Genomic DNA, 23,426 nt, shown 5'->3' with positions numbered 1-23,426 from the left:
CACAATCATATTAAGTTGTTGATTTCAAATAAAATACAAACAAAACGATGAGGTTAAAGTGTTTTGAAAAGCGTTATAGTATTTGCATCTTATCAAACAATTTTGGGTTGAGCAGCCCGATTTTGCTTAATCCTCTGCTCTTTCAGCTCTTTCAGCTCTTTCAGCTCAAGATCCAACTGTTTTTTGGTAAGTTCAACCATCTCTTTTTGTTGTGCCACAGAGAGGTTAAGTTCTTTAGCTTGTAGTTCGAGAGCTTGTGTACTTTGTTGAAGCTCTTCTCCCTGTTGTAAAAAACCTAAGATAAGCCACGCCATAGCTAAAGGACCAAATATACCAGCAAGAAAATCACCGATTTCATTCAAATCCATATTCCAGAATTCGTGTAATCGAGAGTTGGTAAGGCAAATTATAAGGACTATATAAATAAAAGTTAACAAAAGTCCAAGATTTGTAAGGAATTTATTTTTTCTCATGAAATAAGCCTTATGGAATTAACATTGAACTCACCGTCTATCTTTAACGAGAATGTGTGTAGCATTTTGCTAACATAATTTTCTATTTTTGATTAAAAAATATGAAATATAATGTAGTAATATTTCTTATTGAAAGCAAAAGCACATGCAAAGTACCGAAACACAAAACAGCTATTATTAATAAAGAATATTTGTCAAAGTAGAGGGCGACTGTAAAAAACAAAGTCAATAACAACATAAACAGACTTGATATTGCCGAATATATAAGATTCAAAAACACGAACCTGTAATTACTTATTGGTTTGCCGTGAATTTTTCTCTCACTTTCTTTTCCAAGAATTTCAATCTTAGAAATATCTGCTGTTGTGAAAATTGCAATTGCCGCCATAGTAAAACCTACTAGGATAGCAAACATGTTGATTAGAATCGATATTATCGATTTTATAAAGTCGCAATTAATAGAAATGCCAGGAATATCATTAATCTTAAAATAAACGAGAATTGACAATGCAAGAGGGACAACCCATTCATAAACTATCTCCCTCTTCTTGATTGTGAAAATGTAATCAATTATAGTAAAACTAAAATCAGTGTAAAGAAACTTCATAGAATTTCCTCTACTAATTGTTTAATGGCTGGTAATATACTTTGAGTCATCACTTGCCCATTATCATCTAATTCGACCTTGATTGTGTCGTGGTCTTTAAGTCTGTTAGTGTCTAACAGTATTGTTGATTGGCTAGAGGTTTTACCATAGACTCTAACTCTTGAAACCTCATCCCTCTTAGTATTTGAAAAAATATTATAAACACTCTTTGCTGTTTTCTTTAACGATTTAGCTCTTTGAGCTTTAAAGGTGACAACTGCTTCTTCTTGTATGTCCCCTTGGTCTATAGGTATTTTACTACCGAAAGAGTCACTCACTTGTATATACGGTGTATATATCTCAACAGATGATACACGCTCCAATTCTTTTAGTTTTTCATTAAAATCTCCGGTGACTGAAAGACCTATATTAAAGGTATAATTTTGATTGATTCTCTTTAAATATGGTGCCAAATATGTTTGAAAAGTATTTACTTGAACGCCATCTCTTTTGATTTCGAGCAGAAGTAGTATTTCATTATTTTTTACCCCCATTGCAAAGTGTGTTTTTTCACCTTCACCTTCAGTCATTCTTTTAGGATTGCTCCTCTCTGATAGATTTTCCTTGTCTATCAGATCGGGTCTATGATTATATTTTGCTGATTTGAAGTAACCCCATGCATATTCATTTTTTTCTGTATACGAAAACAACAAATGAAAACGATTTAATAGCGGATTGTCATAAACTCTTTTTTGATTTTTGAGCTTCATTATAGCACGAAAGCATTCTTGCAATTTCGTAGCATCAACCACATCACCGGTTTTATTGTTTTCTATTTTGATGCTATAATGAATGATTTTTCTTGTTGATATGCTCACTGAGCACTCCTGATTATTATAGATAAGTTAACGCCCGCAGTTAAGGTGCCAGAGTCAGTTTGAACTGCGTTGTTGGGTTGCGCTGCGCGCCACATGATCCTGGCTTTTACTGCGGGCGTTGGGTTGGCGCGGAGCGCCAACCCAACGTTGAGGTGAGCAGCCGCGCCGATGACTTACGGACAAGCGGCAAACGTTCTCGCGGTCTGCTCTACCGTTATGTTGGGCAATTTGTTAATAATCTATCTTAGTATCGTTTGTTACGTGTTATATTAGATCTCGTATAAGAAGATCCCATTGTTGTGAATCATTATTCCTTAAATCTCTATAATGAATAATTTGTAAACGTAAAGGTATATCGCATGAACCTCTCAATACTGGAATGCGTTTGCGATTTATTGCTGCTGGATCTGTTGTTTGCCCCATAACATTTTCAAATGTTCCCCAATCGCTTTTTATATAGTCATCAGTGAGAACTAACAATACTCGTTTGCTTGAGTTTACTCCTCGTTCCATTTCTGTAACGCTAAATCTTCCGCTTTGAAAATCACGAAAATCGATAAAAATTTTAAACCGGTGCTGTTCTAATTTGGGAAGAAGTTCTTTTGTTACCCAAAGACGGTCTTTGTGAGAATAGCTAATAAAGACATCATATTTATACGCGGTTGACATAAGGGCTCTCCAGAGGAATTTATTATATCTGATCTGTTTGAATACTTGAAATATGTTTTTGGTATAAATAAGTTTCATTTCGAATTTCAACAAGAGGTTGAGGTAATTCTTGGCTGCTAGAATATTTTTCTATCAATTCTTGCATGTAATTAATTTTAATCAATGCCTTATCATATTCTCCTCTTTCAATTATTGTTGAAACTTCATTCAAAGCTACTTTGCATTGCTCGTATATGGTGTAAGGATTACGCGAGGAATTATAATGTTCCACTCTTTTCTCCGCGTCTTTCCAATTTCCCATTGCTCTAAAAATTTTTGAAGCGATTGAATCCGCAACTTCTTGGTCATGACCATACTCAGGAATGAAATTATTAACGACTTCTATTCCTTTATTAAATTTTTGATTTGCTCCCTCGCTGTCTCCATATTCAGCCATTATGACCCCTTGTGTATGAAATATATTGGCAAGAGTTAAAGCAGCTTTATACGAACCTTTTTGAAGAGCTTTATTGGCATAAGTGGCAGCTTCCTCGTATGCGCCTCTTTTTCGTAATATTTCAGCCAAACGGTAATTCAATCTTTTATCATCTGGCCTATCTTCTAAAGCCTCTTCTAATAATGGTAATACAGTTTCAACATCATCTGTTTGAAATAAAGCTTCAATGTAAGTACCTATGTGATATCTATCGAAAAAAGCGCTGTATTCCCTTGCTTTTTCTAGAAGTTTTCTTGCTTCGCAGGCTAATTCTATTCTTTGGGGAGACCAAGATGGTAGCTCATCAGCTTCTTTTAATAATATTTGTGCTAAGCCAGTACGATTCTCCGGGTATGGGGATAAAGTGTAAACTTCAATACCTTGACGGAAATATTTTTTGGCTTCTTCAATGTTATCACTAAACTGAGCTAACAGAGCTTTTTCTCGGAAGACTCTAGCTGCAAATCTTTTTCCATAATCCCGTCTTTCAAGTTCTGCAAGTAATTTGGCTGCCTTTTTAAATGAAATTTCATTACGAAGATTTCTATAGCTACGAGCTTGGTATAATATAATATCCAAATCATTAGGATTTATTTTTAACCATTTTTCAGCAAAGAGTATTGCTTGACCGTAATCACGCTTTTTTTGGTAAAAATAATACACTAATTCACGCAATGTACCCTTGATTTGAATTGGAAGCTTATTCGCTAAATCTTCTTTTCCAGTAGCTCGCAATAATATTCCAGCCGGAACAGCGTAACGTAGAAGTTCATTGGAACAATGCAACACTTTGGATTCACTGCTATCTGTAACACCATGACCTCTATCAATAAGTTTATTATTCAATTCTATAGATTTATTGAATGCATACTCTCCAAAATCTAAGGCAATTGACTCAAATAGGTCTTTTTTTGCATCTAATGAGTCATTAAAGTATGTACGTAAAAAATTATGCAAACTCATAAGCTCATAATTTTGTTCGATGAAAAACCAATCTGTTAATTCGATACGGGCTTGACGAACGTCTTCTAATGGAAACTTTGATATTTCTTTTATTGCCAGCAAATCTTCAAAAAGGATCGGTTCATGTATTATTGCAAGGGCATATAAAATATGTAGATGTACCTTTGTTAAAATATCTTTGTCTGCTTCCTTTAATATGTATTCGGCGAATTTTAGCTGAAAGCGTTTTTTTGCTGTTGGAGCGATAAGTTCAGTTAAAGGACGTACTCTTAGTTTGGAAGCTATCATTTTAGCAGCAAGAGGATGCCCTGAAATAAGTTCCAGAACATCCTCCATTTCAGGCATTTTCATTATTCGCTTGTGGTTTTTTGTCCCTTCCAACCACAAGTCGATGCATTCTCGGATATATTCATTATCTAATTGATTAAGGCGCATTAAATCGGCTTTTTTTGCTATATCTGGAGAATATTCAGGAAAACGACTTGTCGATAGGATAATGTGACTGTCAATTCCAGCCCTGACAAAATTCAAAAGAAGTTTTTCCAAGTAAGGAACGACTTGATTTGACACATCAAGCCCCTCTTCAGCATTATCTATAAAAAGAAAGAAGTACTTAGAACGTTTTTCAAAAGATGAGATTGCCATATTTAACAATTCTTCATCTGGTACTGATTTATCTGTTGGTGGGGCAGGAAAATGTGTTTCACGGATTATTTGACGAGCGACTAAATCCATTGAATGGCCACGAGTCAACGAAATTTTTACTACACGTTTTTTGAGCCTTTCTGATACACGATTCAAAACAAATGCTGTTTTTCCAATCCCGGCCCAACCTAAAATAAAAATAATTCTATTTTGTCGTGTCAATAATGAAAAACTGTCTGCATCACCTCCTCGGTCTACATAAATTAAGGTATTTTTTTGAGTGGTTTCAGTTCGGTCAATATAGTCTGCAAGGTCAAGTAATTCAGCTTCATCGTCTTGGCAACTGGAAAAATCTATGAGTGTCAATTTCGAAAATGGAATTTTTAAGTGAGGTGGGATTGGGGCTTCATCTAATTTGAGTACAATGATTTCAAAATTTTGATCGTTTAATGCTCTAAATGTCGCAAGATCTGCCTCCATTTTCAGCCATTTAGACTGTACTGAATTAAACGATAAAAGAATGATAAACCACTTGGCTTCAGCAATTGCTTCACCTATGCAGTCTATCACTAAATCCCCGGCATTTAGATCGAAATCGCGTAGCCAAATTTCTTTGCCAAATAAGTCATTTAAAATTTTTCGAAATTTTGAGGCAAAAATATCATCCTGTTTTGAATAAGAGAGAAAAATTTCTTTGTCGTGTACACCCACTAAAAAGCTCCATTTAAATCAGTAGTTTAGATTACATGTTCTTTGTTTTTGCCCAACGCTTGGGTAACGGGCAGCAAGGGTTTCCAAAAAAGTTAATTGAAAGCATACCATTTAAAAGTTTTTTCAATCTTTAAAAAGAAGGAGACCCTTGCTGTCCGGTTCACCCACCTGTTGTAAAATATTTTTAAGGAGAAACTATATGGAAAGAAAACATACCTCATGATATCAGAAATTTGTCCATTGTGTGTTTTGCTTCGGGCAAATATCAATTTACCCCAAACATTGAAGGGCCTTTGTAACTGCCTTTTCGTGTTGTTTTAACTTTTTTTCAAAAAAATTCAAATCAACAATGGCTTTCTTTTTATCAAAATTCATTCTTTGTTCGCTAATTTTTTTATTGATTACTTGTTCCATGGCTATAGAGAGGTCTGTTAATGCCAGTTGAATGTCTGCTGCCAAAGAGTTATCGAGATGTTTGTAGATCAATCCAGAGGTAAATGATTCAATTAAAGATGTTTTTAAAACTTTTGACACATCTATGTATTCAGCCCATGTTTCTAAAGCGTCGCCATTGATTGCATTGCGATACAAACTGAACGAGGAAAGCCAAGATTTTATTTGTTGTTGCATGAAAGTAAGTTCTATCGCTATATTTTTTATCTTTTGCTTTTCTACACGTTTATTCATTAGCCATTGTGAACAGATAGTTACAGCAGTACCCGCAATAACACCAAAAAATATACCAAAACCCTGAATGAAAGAGTTTATGATTTCAACTTTTTGCAACATGGAACCTCATGATTTTGAAAATGCAATTTGAAGATAAGTTTTACAACAAGTTGTTGTGTAGTTCTGTATAATTCAATTTGCAGAAGGCTTAAACCTTCTATAAATAGATTTTAAACCATTTTTCTAACCACATACACAGCAAATTTGAATGTTATCCAGAAACTTCATAATTACAATATGTGTGCTTTTCATCAATTCCCAAAAAGATCAAATAAGTCATAAATACAAAAAAACTTTGTCTAAAAGCATTCTTTGGCGTTTTTTAAATGAGTTATAAATCAAAATTTATAACAATTGTTTCTTATACTCCTGGGCCGCAAGTGTCAATAAGTTTATAAAACACAACTTGAGTCATAAGCCGCTTTCATTATAACTGCCACGGGCAGACCACATGTTGATCCGCTTTTACCCACAACAAAAATAGAAATACTCCACAGATCTGAGGAGTATTTCATATATAAAGTTTTTGACTTGTATCTTAATTTTGAAGAAATATGTGAATGGAAAAGTGAGGAAGCCAGCCAAGCTATGAAACATCAATCTTAAATTTAATATCATACTTATCCATCTTGGCATGAAGGGTAGGGCGGGAAATCTCCAGCAGCCGGGCCGCCTGGGACCGATTCCCATTGGTAAATGTTAATGCCTGGGAAACCACAATATTGGCCAGGGTATCCATGAAATCTTCAAACCGATGGGGTTCAGACGGGCTTGACAATTGCTGCCACACCCATTTTTTCAATATATCAGAGTCAATGTGCTCCTGGTTCCCCTCTTCATTTTTTTTATGGAGAATCTGTTCCACATCCACCAGAGATACCGGGGCCCCCCGGTTGAAAATCAACACCTTCTGGATCATGTTGGACAGTTCCCGCACATTGCCGGGCCAGTCATAGCGGTTTAAAAGACCCAGGGCCTGCTTATGAATCCCGGGGTTGTCCACCTTTAACTCATGGGAGAATTTTTCCATGTAATGGGTGATCAAGGTGGTGATATCCTCCCGGCGTTCCCGCAAGGGTGGCAGTTCAATGGTCACCACCTTGAGTCGAAAATAAAGATCCTCCCGGAACTCCCCGTCTGCAATGGCCTTTTCCAGGTGTTTGTTGGTGGCGGCAATGATTCTTACATCCACGGAAATGGTCTCTTCTCCGCCCAGACGCTCAATGCGTCGCTCCTGGAGCAGCCTTAATATCTTGGCTTGGATGTTCAGGGGCATGTCCCCGATTTCATCCAGAAACACCGTGCCCCCATGGGCCTGTTCAATTTTTCCGATGTGGCGCTGGGTGGCTCCGGTGAAAGCGCCTTTTTCATACCCGAACAGCTCACTTTCCAGAAGATGCTCAGGAATGGCCACACAGTTGATGATCAAAAACGGTTTGTCCGACCGGTTGCTGTGCTGGTACACGGCCCGGGCCACCAGCTCCTTGCCGGTGCCGGAATCCCCCTGGATGAGCACGGTGGCATCGGTTTGGGACACCCGTCCTATTTTTTTATAAACCCCCTGCATGAGTCGGCTCTGGCCCACAATGGCATCCCCGGCATGGTCACAGGATGCCGCATCCACCTGCACTGGAGAGCGCATGCAATAGCCTGCATCAATGGCCTGCTTTATCAACGTGAGCATGTCTGGAATATCAAAGGGTTTGAGAATATAATCATAGGCCCCGAGCTTGGTGGCTTCTATGGCAATGTCCGTTGTGCTGTAAGCGGTGATGATGATCACAGGCAGCTTGGCATCAATGGTTTTAATCTTTTTAAAGGTTTCCATGCCGTTCATGCCGGGCAGGCGCATGTCCAGAAGGATCAGATCCAGGTGGTTATGGGCCACAACCTCAATGCCCCCCTCCCCCGAGGCCGCTGTCAAGACCTTGTATTTTTCTTCCACCAGAAGCTTGGCAAAACTTTTTCTCAATTGATCATCATCGTCAATAACCAGAATGGTATCCATTTTATATATCCTTCACCGGAAGGGTGATGATAAAGGATGCACCTTCCCCCTCCCGGCTCTTTACATCCAGCCATCCGCCATGCTGACTGATGATATTAAATGCAATGTTCAGCCCCAGGCCGGTGCCGTCATCCTTGGTGGTGAAAAAGGGATTAAACACCTCCCCTTTAATCTCCTGGGGGATACCCGGTCCATTGTCGGTGATGGTGATGACATCCACTTTTTTAAGGGGCTCAATATATTGTTCTGCCTCATGGACGGCAATGATGCCACCGCCCTCCATGGCTTCACAGGCATTTATGATAATGTTCACCACCACCTCTTTGAGCTGCTCCGGATCAATTAAGGTTTTTTGAAGCGGCCTTTTGCGCACAATGCTTGCTGCCACCTGGTAGGATTTTAATCGCTGTTTTAAGAGGTTCAATGCACTGTCCACCACCACTGAGGGACTTTTCATGATGGTTTTTAGCCTGGGGGGCCTGGCAAACTCCAGGAAGTTTTCCAGAATTTTGTTAATCTGCTTGATCTCCCCTGAAATCACATTAAAATCTTCCTGTTGCGCCTCGGTGAAGCTGCAGGAACGATTCAATGAAAAAAGTCTCATCTTAACAGATGTCAATGGGTTCCTGATGCTGTGGGCCGTGCCCGCAGCAAGTTTTCCCACCAGAGCCATTTTTTCTGATTGCATAAGGGTCTCCTGGCTTCGTTTTAGTTCCTGATGGGTTTGTTCCGCATTTTCCATGAGTCCATAAACGCTTTCTTTTAAGGCTGTTACCTCATTTGCAACAGGGGCGTTACACCCCTGTCCATGGGCCTCGGCTGCCAGTTTTCGAATGGGGTCCAGGATGTGGCGGTTGAAAATATAATTGATTAAAAGACTTAAAACAATGACGGTGATAACAGCCATCAAGGCAATGTATCTTAAGTGATTGGACTCTGTGCGGCTGGTGTTGATGGCCTGGGAGATTTTATCTTTATGAAAGGAGTTGAACTGATCACACAATTCAAAAATACGGGCAAAATGGGCCTTGGCATCCTTGTGAAGCCTTGCCCCCTTTTGAGTCTTGCCGGCATCGTAGAGTTCTATGACCTTGTTTTTGGTCATGACGCAATAGTCATACTCTGCCTGGATCTGGGCCACGGCATCCTTTTCCCATTTTTCCTGCACAAGGGATTTCACCGTTGCCAGGTGTTCCTCAAAAAGGGACATGTATTGTTTTAACTCACCAATCCAGGCAGGATCACCGTCTAACAGATAATAGGAAATAAATCCCTTCTGGTTGACAAGGGAGGTGGAAAGGGCTTCGGCAGATTGAAAAATCACAACGTTTCGATCAACAATTTCCCTGAATATTTTTTCGGTTTTATAGGTATACCAGATCATGAGCATGGCCCCGATGAGGGTGATGCACAATAAAATGGCATTGAGCAGGTATACCCGGTTTTTAAGGCTCAGTTGAAATTTTCGTTTTGTGATCATTATCATGCTCTGCCCTTTCGCAGAAGTTACAATATCATCCATAGCTTGAATTTCGGCCATCCTTTATACCACCTGAATGTCCTGGCATCTTTCATACAACTTCAAAAGTAGTTTACACTTTTAGATCAAGTTGCTCCCGGAAAATGGGTATCTCTTTCTAAAACGTGTAAACTGGAAAATGAAGCATGCCAATGTCCTCTATCTTGTTTGTGAAATAGTTCCCGGGAAATGGAAAGGCCCCAAATCCCAGCACCCAGAACCCAGTACCCAGCACCCAATACCAATATCACACATCACCGCTACGTCGCAAAAGAAGCCGGACTTCGGCCTTGCGGATGCGTTCTTCCTGCTCATCTTTTCGTTTTCTGGCATTTTCCAGTTTTATGCGGATATCATCAAAATCCGCAGGCTTCATGAGATAATCAAAGGCCCCGAGCTTCATGCCGTCCACAGCGGTTTCTGTGGAGCCGTGGCCGGTGAGCAGGATCACCTCCACCAGGGGATATAATCGCTTAATTTCCTTTAAGGTGTCAATGCCGTCCATGCCCGGCATGCGGATATCCAGAATCACCACATCAATGGGTTTTTTCCCAAGCACCTCAAGGGCTTCTTTGCCGCCGGCAGCGGTGGATACGATCTCACCCTGTCCCTTTAAGCGCAGTGAAAACATATCAACAAAATCTTTTTCATCATCCACAATCAAGACCTTGGCAGGTATTTTTATCATTTTTCCTTCTCCTTTGTTGTTATCGTTTATTGGGGCAGCCCCATTACATCGCAGTCTCGAATTCCCATCGGGGGGGCGGCGGCATATTACCATTTTCACTATTTATTGTGCCATGCCCCCGGAATTTAAGGGCAGTTTGATCATAAACACCGTACCTTGACCCGGGTGACTTTCCACCTCAATTTCACCGTTGAGCCCGGTGATAATTTTATTCACCACAAAAAGTCCAAGCCCTGTTCCCTGATCAAAGGATTTAGTGGTGAAAAAAGGATCAAATATTTTCCCCAGATTATCCGATGAAATCCCCACACCGTCGTCTTCAATGCCCAGAATCATATACGCCGGTGTTTCATGGATGGAAAGGCTGATGGTACCGTTGGTATCCAGGGCATGAATGGCGTTGGTTATCAGATTTACCAGAACCTGGCGGATCTGATAGGGATCAGTGATAAGCATATGCTCTTTTTCCTCGGTTTTCCAGAGGATATTTATCTGTTTTTTCTTTATTCCACCCTTTAAAAGGGCCAGTGTTTCCAGAATCAGTAATCTCATATCGGTGGTGGCCAGCCGGGGCCCCTGTTTTTTCACATGCCCCAGAAGCTGTTGGGTAATCTTACCGGCTCTTTTAATACTGGTTTCGATTTTATCAAGGGCCATTAATAGATCCCCCTGCCGGGGGAGTTGTGCCATGTCCGGTGCCTCCAGAATCTGCTTAATGACCCCTGCAGCTTCGTTGATAATGGCCAGGGGATTGTTGATTTCATGGGCAATGCCCGTGGACAGGGTGCCCAATGCAGCCAGACGGTCTGTATCAACCATTTTTTTTTCAAGCTTTTCCCGGTATGCCAGTTGCTGACGTTTTTCTTCCTCCAGCTGGATCATGCCAAAGGCCTGCTTGATTTTATTAAACAAATGATCAATTTCCACCGGTTTGGTCAAATAATCAAAGGCCCCGGATTTAATACCCTCAATGCCGTCGGATACGGCGGCATTCCCTGTGAGGAGAATCACCTGAATATCCTTATGATTTGTTTTAATGGCTTTTAAGGTGTCAATACCGTTCATGCCGGGCATTCTCACATCCAGCACCACCACATCCATGGGTGATGTGTCAAGAAGGGTAAGGCACTCCTCCCCGGAGGAGGCCTGGGCAGGGGCCATGCCCCTTTTGGCAAGTCTTCTGGCAATGGCGGCACGAAAGCCTTCTTCGTCATCCACCAGCAAAAGGCGGATTTTATCACCGGCGTGGGTTGTCATTTTGTTTCTCCTGTCAATTGGGGGCCGTAAGGCATGAGCCGGGCCGGGACCCCCATTTTTTTAAACCAGACCCAGTATTTTCCACCACACACCGGCCACCACCACAAGTATGGTTAAAAGGGCCGGAGTGGCCACAAGGCCCAATTTGGTGAGATCCGATGATTTAAAATATTTATAACTGTAGGCAATGGCATTGGGGGGGCATCCAATGACCAATAACATGGCAAAGGATGTGGCCATTCCAAGGCACAGTGCCAGCACCGTGGGGTCCACGCCTTCCAGTTGGGCCATGGGAATTACAATGGGCAGAATCAGGGCAGCTGCTGCCACATTGGCCATGGCATTGGTCACCAGGGCGCCAAATACGCCCACACCGATGAAGAGCACAAGCCATCCCTTTCCCTGGATCAACGGGAAGAACAGATGGGCAAAATAGTCGGCGGCCCCGGAATAGCCCATGGCAAGTCCCAAGGAGATGCCCCCGCCAAAGATAAAAAGGGCCGTTCCCCACTCAAGGTTATCATTGATGTCCCGCCAGCGCAGCACCTTGCAAAGAACAAGGGCTGTGACACCCAACATACCGGTGACAGAATAATCAATGCCATGGAGACCCTTGGTTAGCCACATGGCAAAGGAAAGGGCAATGACGGTGACGGTTTTTTTCTCCAGGGCCGTCATGGGCCCCAGATCTTCATCAAAATCAGGCAATTTAAATTTAGGATCAGGTCGGTAAACCATATATACGATGAACACCGCCGCAGGCACCGTTATAATGGCTGCGGGCATGGCATACATGATCCATTGAAAAAAGGTGATTTCAATGCCGGTGAATTCCTGTAAAAATGCCGCTGATACCATGCATCTTCCTCCCCCGACCAGGGTGCCCATGCCGCCGCAGGAGCAGGCAAAGGGCAAAGAGAGCATCATGAACTTGGCTGTCCGGGTCTGGGGCTCTATGCCTGCGGCCCGCATCAGTGGCAGCATGGTGACAATACCGATGGCACAGGCGGCAGCATCGTGCATAAAAGATGATGCAAGGCCAAGCCCAATGGCAATGATAAAGGTAAACCGGGTGATACTGTTGCCTGCCTTTTTAATGATATAATATCCAAGGCGTTTTGTTAACCCGGCTTTATCCAGGGAAATGGCAAAAATCAGGCAGCACATGATAAAGATCACCACCGGATGCATATAGGGTGCCCAGGCACTTTTCACGTCTGTGATGCCCATGATCACCAGAAACACACCAATGCACACTGCTGTGATTTCCAGAGGAATGGGTTCAATGACAAACAACATCACCAGAACCGCCAGAATGGACAAAAAGCGTTTGGCCTTGGGGGATAATCCATCCACATAATTCACCTCAACGTTGTCAAGGTTTAGATCTGCAACTTTCTGGCGTAAAAATTTTGCGCTGGCCTCCAGTGATCCCGGTGTATTGACTTTTAAAATATAACCTTCTGTCTTTTTCCCCCCCGGGGGAACCGCAGTGAAATGGCCGGAAACCCCTTGCAAAAGGGCCTGGGTTGTATCTCCTGTGATTTTAAATTGTGTGCCTTCGGGTCTGGGCAGGAGAAAGACGATAATACCCAGAAGTAATGCCACACAGAGCTTGAATCCATTTGTTTTATACATTATTTTTTTCTCCTTGCAGAAACAATTGTCGTTCCATTGTGCGTACCCTTTGGGAGGGGTTATTATGAGGGCAACCCCTGGGACGATGCTTTAAATACCGATGCTGTTTAACCCGGCTGCCCCGGGTTTGGGTCGGAAAATTTCATCATCCAGTGGAAATAAGTTTTAAAGGGGCTCCCGGTTTTTGTGAGCGTCACGGATCTTATCCATGAGTTCCTGGAGTTCACAGGGTTTACTCAAATAATCAAAGGCACCCTGGGCCATGCCCTCCCGGGCCGCTGTCTGGGAGCCATGACCGGTGAGAATGATCACCGGCAGATCCGGCACCATTTTTTTCATGATTTTCAACACTTCAATGCCGTCCATGTCCTCCATTTTAAGATCCAGTACCACCACATCAAAATCGTGCTTTCGAAGGATCTGTATGCCCTGGGTGCCGCTGAACGCCTTGGTGGCATGGATGGATCGTTTTGACAGCCGGTTGGACAGAACATTTAAATATCCCTTTTCATCATCCACCAGCAGGACACTGATCGTGCGATTTTTATCTTTGTTCTGATCCATGGTTTGCCTCACGCCATTCGCTGGGTGATCTCTTTGATGCGTGCCTCGGTGATCTTGTCTTCATGGGCTTTTTTCTTTGCCACCGCTTCTTCTACCTTGGAGATAAGCACATTGATGTCACAGGGTTTCATCAGGTAATCAAAGGCCCCCATTTTCATGCCGTCAATGGCGGTTTCCACTGTGGCGTGCCCTGTCAGCATGATCACCTCCACCAGGGGGCATTGTTTTTTGATTTCAATCAGGGTTTCCATGCCGTCCATTCCAGGCATTTTCACATCCAGAATCACCACTTCAACGTTTTTGTTTTTGTCAAGAAATGCCAGGGCCTCTTTGCCGCTGTATACGCCGGATACATTCACATCTCTTTTTTTCAGCCGTTTGATAATGGTATCCAAAAAACCTTTTTCATCATCCACCATCAATAAATTAATCTGTTTCATATTTTCTCTCCTTTATGTTGTTTGTTCCTCTATTTCCTGGAACGGTATCCATATGCGAAATTTTGTACCCGCCCCCACCTCACTTTGGACATCAATTTTGCCGTTCATTTTTTCAATGATGCCGTAGCAGATGGAAAGGCCAAGGCCCGTGCCTTTGCCCACGGGTTTTGTGGTGAAAAAAGGGTCAAATATCCGGGCAAGGTTATCCCGGGGAATGCCGGGGCCGTTATCCTGGATCACAATGACCAGATGTTTGTTTTCAATGTGGCTGATTTTGGTTTCAATGCTGATGGTTCCCCCGGTTTTTTCCATGGCATCAATGGCATTGTTGATCAGGTTCAAGATCACCTGCTGCAGTTCCGAAGGGGATATCCTGATATATGGAATGCCTTCATTGAGACGGGTTTCAATGATGACGTTGTTGTACCGGGCCATCTGACCTGTCAAGGATACGATCTCCCTGATGGAATCGTTGACCTGAACATCATTGATGGTGGAATCGGTTTTCCTGGCAAAGCTTAATAATTTATGGGTGATCTCTTTGCAGCGTCTTCCCTGGGTGTTGATCTGGCGAAGCGCCCGGGTGAACTCGTCGAGATTTTCGCATTGTTTAAGATCCTCTTCTTCCAGAAGATCTTCTATCCAGCCCGCCTCCTCCACCATGATGGCCACAGGGTTGTTGATTTCATGGGCAATCCCGGCGGCAAGCTCGCCAATGGTGGCAAGTTTACCGCTCTCCACCACCTGGCGGTTCATGACTTCGCTTTTTTTATCGGCACTGGACAACAGGTGTACGATATTCCGGGGAAGGGCAAAGGCCACAAACACGATGGCAATACATCCCAGAGTAAAAATACTGAGGGTGAGCCATTTGGTGCTTTGTAAATCCCGGAAAGCATCGTCAAGATCCTGGTGAAACACCATCATCCAGTCAATGTTTTTGAACATGGCTGCCACGCATACATATTCCCGGCCGGTGTTGTCCTCTTTTTTTATAAACACAGTGGCTTTATCATTAAAATCCTTTGGTTTGGGAACCGATTGAATTACCTCCGGCAAAAGGTCCACATGGGTCTGGGTCTGGAGGCTTCCCCGGGCATTGACAATAAAAGCCATGCCGGTTTTGCCCAGATGAATGTTTTCCACCAGGGAGTTAAAGGCACCAAAATTAATGGTGGATCGTAAAATATAATGGGAGTCCTGCCCTTGCAGATGTACGGCAATGATAAAATGGGGATGCCCCCTGAGACCTGCAAATACATCGCTGATGTAAACCGATTGGTCCTGGGCCATGAGAAACCATTGTGCCGATGAATAATCGGCATTTTTCAGGTTAAAAGGTCCTTCATAGGCAAACTGAATGCCCTTGTCATCCACCAGTCCCACATCGGTGAATACATCACCGTACTCTTTTTTCAAAAGAGCCAGATTTTGCTTTAAAAATGCTTCTGCAGACTGCTGCCGGGGATTAAAGTTCTGGGCCATAAAACGGATGTTCCCGGTTTTTTCCGCCAGAAAGGTATCAATGTTCTGGGTATGTTTCTGGACAAGTTCGGAAATGTGGGCACGTACCTTGTCTGCATAGGCCCCATTGAAACGGGAAAAGAGAATGCCCGTGGTAAGCAGCATGGGGAAAAACGAGACAATGACAATGAGCATGGTGATTTTTCTGGTCAATACCTGGTAAAAAATATGTCGGTCTTCTGGAACATGTTCCATGGTCTCTTTATCCTTTCAGTCAATGGCCTTGTCAAAAGCAGGTGCTGGGTGTTAACAGCAACTACTTTTTCATTATTCGTTGTGCCTGGAGGTTACTTCCGGACAACCTCAGCAGAGCCCCCCCGAGGGGTAATAGGAACCGGCCAATCGAGCTGTCTACAGTTCCGGGCCGGGACCATTACTCCTCGGGGGGGCGGCATGATACCATTTTCAAGTTTTGCCGGGCTGCCCCATGGCATTGTGGGCAGTCAGATCAATCTCCAGCTCATATTCCGATGATCCGGGTACCATGCGAATATCAAATCCAAGCTTTTTCCCCAGTTTCACCATCTGCCTGTTTTCGGCAATCACAAGTCCCCACACCCTTGTAAGCCCCTTGTTCTTTGTGTAGCTCAGGCAGCGTTTCAATAAAGATGCACCAATGCCCTTGCCCTGCCATTGATCGGCCACGGCCACGGCAAATTCGCCGCTTTTACCGTCGGGCTCAAATATAACCCGGGCAATGCCCGCCATTTTTTGCTTTTTTTCTTCATGAACCAGGGCCACCAGGGCAATTTCCCGGTCGTAATCAATCTGGGTCAGCCGGACGAGCATGCTGTGGGAGAGCTGTTTCACGGGGGTGAAAAATCGCATGTACACACTGCGGGGGGACAGGGCATTGAAATGTTCAATCACAAGGGAAGCATCACCGGGGCGGATGGGACGGATAAAAATAGAAATGCCGTCAATGGTTTCATCCACGGTTTCGTACTGCCAGGGATAGGGACTGATCACAAGATGGCTGCTGCCCGTTGCTGTGGTGGGTGTTAACAGCACCCTTGCGTCCACGGCAAAATATTTGCCTTGTTTGACCATCATGGGGTTAATGTCCATCTCCTGGATTTCAGGGAAATCCGATACCAGTCGGCCCAGACGTATCAGGGTTTCTTCCATGGCTTCCAGGTCGATTTTTTTAATATTGCGATACCCGTGGAGCACCTGGGATATCTTGGTTTCCATGATCAAACGCCGGGCCAGGGGACGGTTCAGGGGGGGCAATGCCGTTGCCATGTCTTTAAAAATTTCCGTGAGAATTCCGCCCATGCCAAAGAGCAGTATGGGGCCAAAATCCTTATCCTGCCTGGCACCGAGGATCAGCTCATAGTCCGCTGCCAGGGACATGGGTTGCAGGGTAACCCCGGCAATATCTGCATCCGGGGCGTATGCCAGGGCATTGTCCATGAGTTTCTGAAAACCGATTTTAACGTCATCCCGATCTTCCAGGTTCAACAGTACCCCACCGGCATCGGATTTGTGCAAAATATCCCTGGAACAGATTTTCATGACCACGGGAAACCCCATATTCTCGGCAACTGCCACGGCATGGGTGTGGGACACTGCAAGCTCTGTGGGATTCACAGGGATGCCATAGGCTTCCAGCAGTTTTTTGGCCTCAAGTTCGGTGAGAATGCCATTGCCCTGTTCAAGCCCTTCTTTAATGATGCGATTTGCACCGGCTCTGTCTATGAGCAGTCTTTTGTCGGTGCGGATGGGGATCTCCTGGAGGGCCCGGATATTGCCGGCGTATTGATATAGATCCACAAAGGCCCGCACAGCCCGCTCCGGGGCATCATAGGTGATAATGCCGGACTGATTGAGAATTTGCCTGGCTTTATCCACGTCTATGCCACCGATCCATGCGGTGAACACCGGGCACGGGGTTTTTTTGAGCAATTCTGCCAGGGGACGGGCCAGCTCCGGCAGGTTCAGGGTGCCTGCCGGGGAACACAGCAGCAGCAAACCGTCCACCTCCGGGGCGTCCAGACAGATACGAACAGCCTGGAGATAGTGTTTTGGGGGGGAATCCCCCAGAATATCCACTGGATTTGCCCGACTCCAGTTGGCAGGGAGAAATTGATCCAGCTGTTTAATGGTCTCCGGGCTCAGCTCAGCCGGTTCCACACCATACTCTGCCAGGGCATCTGCGGCCATGACACCGGGACCGCCGGAGTTGGTGATGATGGCAAGACGTTTTCCCCTGGGCTGTTTTTGTTTGGCCAGAAACTCGGCGCAGTCAAAGAGCTCTTCAAACTCATTCACCCTTAAAATACCGGCCCGCTTAAATGCGGCATCGTACACAGAATCTTCCCCGGCCAGGGCCCCGGTGTGGGAGGCGGCGGCCCTGGCCCCTGCCTTGGATCTGCCGGATTTCAAGGCAATGATGGGTTTAATGCGCGATACAGAACGGGCCGCACTCATGAAACTTCTGATGTTGGTGAGGTTTTCCACATACATCACAATGCTTTCAACGGATTTCAGGGAACCAAGATAGTCAATCATGTCTGCGAAATCCACATCCATCATGGTGCCCAGGCTCACAAAATGGCTGAACCCCACATTTTCCCGCATGGCCATGTCCAGAACAGAGGTGCACACGGCGCCACTCTGGGAGAGAAAAGCCATTTTGCCGGGTAGGGGGGATTGATGGGCAAAACTGGCGTTGAACTTTTTGGCCGTGTTCACAATACCAAGACAATTGGGGCCAATGATGCGCAGGTTGGTTTTTTTCACCCTTTCCATTATTTTCTTTTCTATCCTGCGTCCGGAGGCCCCCATTTCCTTGCCGCCGGAGGAGATGATCACAGCCCCGGCAAGGGCGGCTGTGGCGCATTCTTCCACAATGTCCGGTACCCCTGTGATGGGGGTGGCAATGATGGCCGTGTCCACAGGTTTTCCAATGGCAGACACCCGGGAAAAGCACGGCAGGCCCATGACCGTATCGTATTTGGGATTTACCGGGTACACCTCTCCGGGGAATTCACAGTTTAAAAGATTGTTCATTATGGCGGCCCCGATGCGACCCGGACGTTCACCGGCCCCGATGACTGCCACTGATTTGGGATTGAACATCCTGTGCATGTTTATGGTACCCATGGATCTCCTCCTTGAGTATTGTTTTATGCCGGGTAGCAAGGTGGTACCCGGTGTATTATCCCGGATTTTGGTTTTGGCATGGGCCAGATGTCGCGAAAATTTGACTTTGACCATGGCCTGTAAAATGGATTCCTCCAGTATTAGGAAACAATCCACACCGTCATTTTACGAGCTGCATGGATAACCTTCCAGGGCACCCGCCCAATACCGAAATCCTGCACATTGGATTTACCCCTTCTGCCAAGGACAATGGTGTCACATCCTTCGTCCTCTGCAGCCTTTGCAATACTGCCTGCCCTTGTTTTGGTGCCTGTGATGATTTTCCGTTGAATTTGCTCACTTTTGATACCGGCGGCTTTGAGTTTTTCTGCTGCCTCATCAACGGCGGATTGCATGGAATTGAAAAAGGATTGAACATACTCTGCTGATCCGGCGGGGGCGTTTTCGCTTGATATGTCCATGTGTTCAAAATCCCTTAATACGCTGCACAGCACAATGCGGCATTGGGAATCTTTAACCAAATTGGCGGTGAAATCCACGGCCCGGTTGGAGCCTTCGGAACCATCCACTGTGAGAAAAATGGCATTGTTGATTCTATTAAGACCTGCCAGGAGCACCGGCACAGAAGAGAGATTTTCCACAAGTTTTGTGGTGGTGCTGCCCATGACCACATGGAGAAGTGCGCCATATCCCCGTCTCCTGGCAAGCACGGCAAAATACCCCTTGGAGGCCTCGGCAATGATGTCCCGGGCCACGCCTTTTTTGCGATTTTTGATGCAGATGGAGATGCCGGTGCGGGAATATCCGGCAGACTCAAGCAATGATTTGGCCCGTTCCATGTAATCTTCCATCTCTTTTCTTCGCTGGAGTTCCCAGCCCTTTGCCTGGGCCATGGCGTTGCGGCTGAACGCTTCACTGCTCATGTCCCAATAGCTCTCCGGCACCGAGTTGAACACATTAAAAAGCACAATTTCTTTTTGAATAAAGGGTTTAAAATCACAGAGATACTCTATGGTTTTAAAAGATCTTTCCGAGCCGTCCAGCACAACTAATAGTTTATCTTTGTATTCACTCATTGATACGCCCTCCAATGTCAGGTGCAATTGATTGCCATGGAACTTTTTCTGTGATGTGGGAATCCACTTCCCCGGGTCAATATTAACAACGTACATATAGAGCCGTTGCTGTTAACTGGCTTATGAGCAAGTTATATGCCTCTGGGGTTGAAAAAAAGATTAACCAATTGTTTTGACACGGTAACTTTGTGCGTATGGGGATAAGAACCGGGATGGGTGAATAACCGGTAAATTGAATTTGTTTTACAGGTTGTAAAGTATTCTGACAGGTGGGAGAGGAGGATCTGTTCGATTTTTTTATATGAAACACAGGTACTGGGTGCTGGGTATTCACAGCAATTACTTTTTTTCATTTTTCGTTATGGGCAAGCTAAGGCAGAGCCGCCCCCCCGATGGGCAATAGGAACCGGACAATTGAACTGTCTACAGTTCCGGTCCGGGACCATTGCCCATCGGAGGGGGCGGCATAATGGGAAATTTAAAATTGAATACCCATCATGAGGCCCCATACCTGTTTTGGCATGGAATATCCGCTGATCTCCTGGTAGTTGGTTCCGGTGAAATTATTGACAAAAACATTGGCTGAATATGCCAGGCCGCCAAATTTAAATTTTTTCTCAAAACCTGCATCACAGACAATATAATCATCAAGTTCACCACCCTTCTGGGTATCCCTTGCCCCCACATACTTAGCACTGAGCTGGAGCCATCCTTTAGGGATGATTTCATATTTTCCCATGATTTTTATTTTGTGTTTGGGAAGGGTGGCAGGCAGATAATAGGTCCAGTCCTGTTCATTGCCGGTGTGAGCAACCTTATATTTCTGGAACACATAGCTTGCATTGGCCCTTAATTTTGCAGATAATTTCATGGCTGTTTCCAGCTCAAAACCATAGAGTTCCAGATTATCAATATTGTACAGACAATCGGAACCGGCCCCGGAACCGGGAGAGGTAATGCCGTTGTCATTGATAAAATCTTTGATATTATAATACCAGGTTGAAGCCCTGAGGCTTATCCTGTCAAGGTTGTGAATGATACCCAGTTCATATTCCATGGCTGTTTCAGGGTTAAGAGAGCTGTTTGTTTCGGAGGCGCACCGCGCCCACCAATAATAATCTCAGGGGCATGGCAACCTGTAAGAACGACTGACAGCTGCATAAAGGGTGGTATCCGGGGTTGCCTTGTAATCCAGTTTCAGGCTGGGAAAAAAATCTGAATCTGTTTCGGTTTTCCCGCTATTGGCAACACTGAAGGGCCATCCGGGCGGCATGGCTGAATAACCCATATCCATCCAGGAATAATAGGTTGCTTTGTCCACCCGGTAATACCTGATTCCCGGGGTAAGGGTCCATTTGTCTCCAAGAGATATGACATCCTGGACATACCCTGATTTAACCCGGTAAATGGTCCTGGTGCCGGAAGGTTGCCCCAGTTCCTGGTATTCCAGGCCAAAGGTAAAGTCATGAATATCCCAAAGGTTGACATCCCCATATTCAAAAATCAGCCCCTGGGTGCGGTCATCCATGAATTCGTCTTCGGAAAATTCTCCTTTTTTATTATAAAGGCTGGTCCATCGCCGTCCATCGGTCATAAATCCGTGAACTTTTATGGTTCCGGGACCTGCCGGAATTTTGAAGATGGCATCGAGATAGGTGGTATGTTTTTCCCATTGTGGGGTATCTGCCCCCGGCAGCTGGGGCCAGTTGAGATGGCGGAGCTGGTCTTTGTTTCTGGTGAAAACGGGATAGTCTGAGTCATAAGCAGCTGCAACCCCTGGATTAATATCATTGGGGTCATTTATCACCGGCATGCCATACTCAACATCGGAATACTTTACATTGAGATCAAGGGAGGCCTGGCTGGGAAGATGAATGTCAATGTGTCCGTTAATGGATTTTGTTTTTTGAAAATTATTCCTTAAATAACCGTCTGTTTCCTGTTGTGCTCCGGAAAAATGGACGTTCACATATTTGTTTGCGCTGGCGTCAATGGATGCGGCAAAATTAGAGGAGTTGTACCGGCCATATCCTGCCTTTACATTGCCTTTGGCCATTTTTGTTCCTGAATTGCCTTTTTTGGTGATGATGTTGATCACACCGCCGATGGCAAAGGGGTGAAGCACGGAATGACCGCCCCGGATAATTTCGATTCGTTCCACATCATCCAGAGTCAGGGTGGACCAGTCCACAATATATCTGCCCATATGACCGGTTTGATTTATCCGTCTGCCGTCAATTTCAATGACCATGCGTCCTTCATTGAGTCCCCGGATGGAAACTTCATCCCCGGGGCTTGCCATCAGAGCGTTTGAGCGCTGCACATCCACCCCTCCGATCTGGGTCAATACATCAGTCACCGTGGTCACGGCTCCGGGTTTAATAAATTTATCCATGGTGATTACGGTTTTCCCGGAAGAGATTTCCACCCCCGGCTGGGCTGCCATGACCGTTATTTCGCCAAGATTCACGGTCTGGTCTTTGTTCATTTTTTCAGATTCCAAAGCATTTGCAGGCATGCCCCGGCAAATCAGAAGAACCATGCAAAACCACAACATGGGATTAAAAACTTTCATGTCATTTTTCCTTTCCTTAAATTTATGGAAGATATCCAATACCTGCCACGGGCACACCGTATTTTCATCCGGATCTGCCCACGGCAAAGCTTGAAATACGCCCCTGATTTGCGGCGTATTTCATATGAAATTTTTAAAAGCCCTGATTGACAGGAAAGGAAGGTTGTTGATATGTTTAAAAATCCTCCCCTGGAGGGCCCGGGAAAACAGGTGTATTATATCTTTGCCGGATTAACACCTGTTTTCCCCCTTTGTTTTTTATGGTGCATTACCTCTTTTTTGCCGATAAAATATATTCTCCCGGTTCATCCTTAAATATCTTAATCTCAAGTCCGCAATCCTCACAAAAACGGGTTATTTTTTGTTTAACCGGAAGCGTGTCCCGGGACACCGCAGTTTTTCCGTTGTGGTGCTCTTTAATTTCTTTTGAGGAAAGAAGGTGAGCAATGGTGAGGACGCCTTTTGTTTTTAAAAGTTCTGTCAGTTTTGACAATGCTTTGCCCTGCTCCTGGAAATGGGGAAAACAGGCAAAACAGATGATGGAATCAAAAAAGAACGGTTCAAAGGGCATGTCCATGACATCTGAACAGACAAATGTGATCCTTTTATCATGATGTTCCTTTTTGTTTGCCGTGATCATGTTTTCAGCATAATCCACCTCAAACAGGCGACCCTTTGGGGAAAGACGATTCAATATATACGGCACCATAACACCGCTGCCACACCCCACATCCAGCACCCTGTCATTCGGTTCAATATTAAGGGTTGCAACAATTTTGTTTAATTTTTCTGCATGTAAATCATGGGTCCCGGTTTCAGGGTTTTGATAAAATTTATCCAACCAGGTATCTGCCCTTTCATTGAAAAACGCTCTTCTGAGCATGTCCTTTTCATCCATTT

19 protein-coding genes are annotated in these 23,426 nt (G+C 44.5%); all 19 read right to left on the bottom strand.

The window, feature by feature from the left end; genetic code table 11:
• Positions 1-92: 92 nt before the first annotated feature.
• The 19 genes from B9A32_RS16065 to B9A32_RS15975 all read right to left on the bottom strand — a co-directional run bounded on the left by B9A32_RS16065 (position 93) and on the right by B9A32_RS15975 (position 23,424).
• A complete protein-coding gene (locus tag B9A32_RS16065) occupies positions 93-362 on the bottom strand; it encodes a hypothetical protein (protein WP_139795856.1) in 270 nt (89 codons plus the stop codon).
• 193 nt (positions 363-555) lie between these two features.
• A complete protein-coding gene (locus tag B9A32_RS16060) occupies positions 556-1,080 on the bottom strand; it encodes a hypothetical protein (RefSeq protein ID WP_084070762.1) in 525 nt (174 codons plus the stop codon).
• Complete coding sequence (locus B9A32_RS16055; protein ID WP_084070759.1) at positions 1,077-1,937, bottom strand: hypothetical protein; 861 nt, start codon at positions 1,935-1,937, stop codon at positions 1,077-1,079. The genes B9A32_RS16060 and B9A32_RS16055 overlap by 4 nt, the downstream gene beginning before the upstream one ends.
• A 264-nt stretch (positions 1,938-2,201) precedes the next feature.
• Positions 2,202-2,606, bottom strand: a complete 405-nt coding sequence (locus tag B9A32_RS16050; RefSeq protein ID WP_170923871.1) for a toll/interleukin-1 receptor domain-containing protein — start codon at positions 2,604-2,606, stop codon at positions 2,202-2,204.
• A gap of 22 nt (positions 2,607-2,628) precedes the next feature.
• Positions 2,629-5,400 (bottom strand): TIR domain-containing protein, encoded by a 2,772-nt coding sequence (locus B9A32_RS16045; RefSeq protein WP_084070754.1) that lies wholly within the window; start codon positions 5,398-5,400, stop codon positions 2,629-2,631.
• 270 nt (positions 5,401-5,670) lie between these two features.
• Positions 5,671-6,189, bottom strand: coding sequence for a hypothetical protein (locus B9A32_RS16040; protein ID WP_084070751.1), 519 nt, complete (start codon positions 6,187-6,189; stop codon positions 5,671-5,673).
• Between the two features lie 332 nt (positions 6,190-6,521).
• Positions 6,522-6,644 carry a hypothetical protein gene (locus B9A32_RS22405; protein WP_269749036.1) on the bottom strand — a complete coding sequence of 41 codons (123 nt, stop codon included), beginning with the start codon at positions 6,642-6,644 and terminating at the stop codon, positions 6,522-6,524.
• Between the two features lie 71 nt (positions 6,645-6,715).
• Positions 6,716-8,137: a sigma-54-dependent transcriptional regulator gene (locus B9A32_RS16035; RefSeq protein ID WP_084070748.1), complete on the bottom strand. Its 1,422-nt coding sequence runs from the start codon at positions 8,135-8,137 to the stop codon at positions 6,716-6,718.
• Between the two features lies 1 nt (position 8,138).
• The gene (locus B9A32_RS16030) at positions 8,139-9,623 is read right to left on the bottom strand and encodes a sensor histidine kinase (RefSeq protein WP_232367198.1); all 1,485 of its coding nucleotides are present in this window, start codon (positions 9,621-9,623) and stop codon (positions 8,139-8,141) included.
• A 280-nt stretch (positions 9,624-9,903) separates the two neighbouring features.
• A complete protein-coding gene (locus B9A32_RS16025) occupies positions 9,904-10,344 on the bottom strand; it encodes a response regulator (RefSeq protein WP_084070745.1) in 441 nt (146 codons plus the stop codon).
• A 102-nt stretch (positions 10,345-10,446) separates the two neighbouring features.
• Positions 10,447-11,601, bottom strand: coding sequence for a hybrid sensor histidine kinase/response regulator (locus tag B9A32_RS16020; RefSeq protein WP_232367197.1), 1,155 nt, complete (start codon positions 11,599-11,601; stop codon positions 10,447-10,449).
• Between the two features lie 60 nt (positions 11,602-11,661).
• The gene (locus tag B9A32_RS16015) at positions 11,662-13,239 is read right to left on the bottom strand and encodes an SLC13 family permease (protein WP_408607043.1); all 1,578 of its coding nucleotides are present in this window, start codon (positions 13,237-13,239) and stop codon (positions 11,662-11,664) included.
• Positions 13,240-13,404: 165 nt separating this feature from the next.
• Entirely contained in the window at positions 13,405-13,803 is a 399-nt protein-coding gene (locus tag B9A32_RS16010; RefSeq protein WP_084070740.1) for a response regulator, read from the bottom strand.
• Positions 13,804-13,811: 8 nt separating this feature from the next.
• Positions 13,812-14,243 carry a response regulator gene (locus B9A32_RS16005; RefSeq protein WP_170923870.1) on the bottom strand — a complete coding sequence of 144 codons (432 nt, stop codon included), beginning with the start codon at positions 14,241-14,243 and terminating at the stop codon, positions 13,812-13,814.
• 12 nt (positions 14,244-14,255) lie between these two features.
• Positions 14,256-15,962, bottom strand: coding sequence for a sensor histidine kinase (locus B9A32_RS16000; RefSeq protein WP_084070737.1), 1,707 nt, complete (start codon positions 15,960-15,962; stop codon positions 14,256-14,258).
• A 210-nt stretch (positions 15,963-16,172) separates the two neighbouring features.
• On the bottom strand, positions 16,173-19,031 hold the full coding sequence (locus tag B9A32_RS15995; protein WP_332308526.1) for a bifunctional acetate--CoA ligase family protein/GNAT family N-acetyltransferase: 2,859 nt from the start codon (positions 19,029-19,031) through the stop codon (positions 16,173-16,175).
• Positions 19,016-19,951: a universal stress protein gene (locus tag B9A32_RS15990; RefSeq protein WP_170923869.1), complete on the bottom strand. Its 936-nt coding sequence runs from the start codon at positions 19,949-19,951 to the stop codon at positions 19,016-19,018. Before B9A32_RS15990 ends, B9A32_RS15995 begins: the two co-directional genes overlap by 16 nt.
• 478 nt (positions 19,952-20,429) lie before the next feature.
• A complete protein-coding gene (locus tag B9A32_RS22185) occupies positions 20,430-22,526 on the bottom strand; it encodes a TonB-dependent receptor, PCPU motif-type (RefSeq protein WP_419836667.1) in 2,097 nt (698 codons plus the stop codon).
• A gap of 268 nt (positions 22,527-22,794) precedes the next feature.
• Positions 22,795-23,424 (bottom strand): class I SAM-dependent methyltransferase, encoded by a 630-nt coding sequence (locus B9A32_RS15975; RefSeq protein WP_084070732.1) that lies wholly within the window; start codon positions 23,422-23,424, stop codon positions 22,795-22,797.
• Positions 23,425-23,426: the final 2 nt, after the last annotated feature.

Origin of the sequence: Desulfocicer vacuolatum DSM 3385 (assembly GCF_900176365.1) — a bacterium.
Taxonomy (GTDB): Bacteria; Desulfobacterota; Desulfobacteria; order Desulfobacterales; family Desulfobacteraceae; genus Desulfocicer; species Desulfocicer vacuolatum.
Note: the sequence above shows the minus strand (reverse complement) of the source record. Positions and strands in the feature narration are given on the sequence as shown.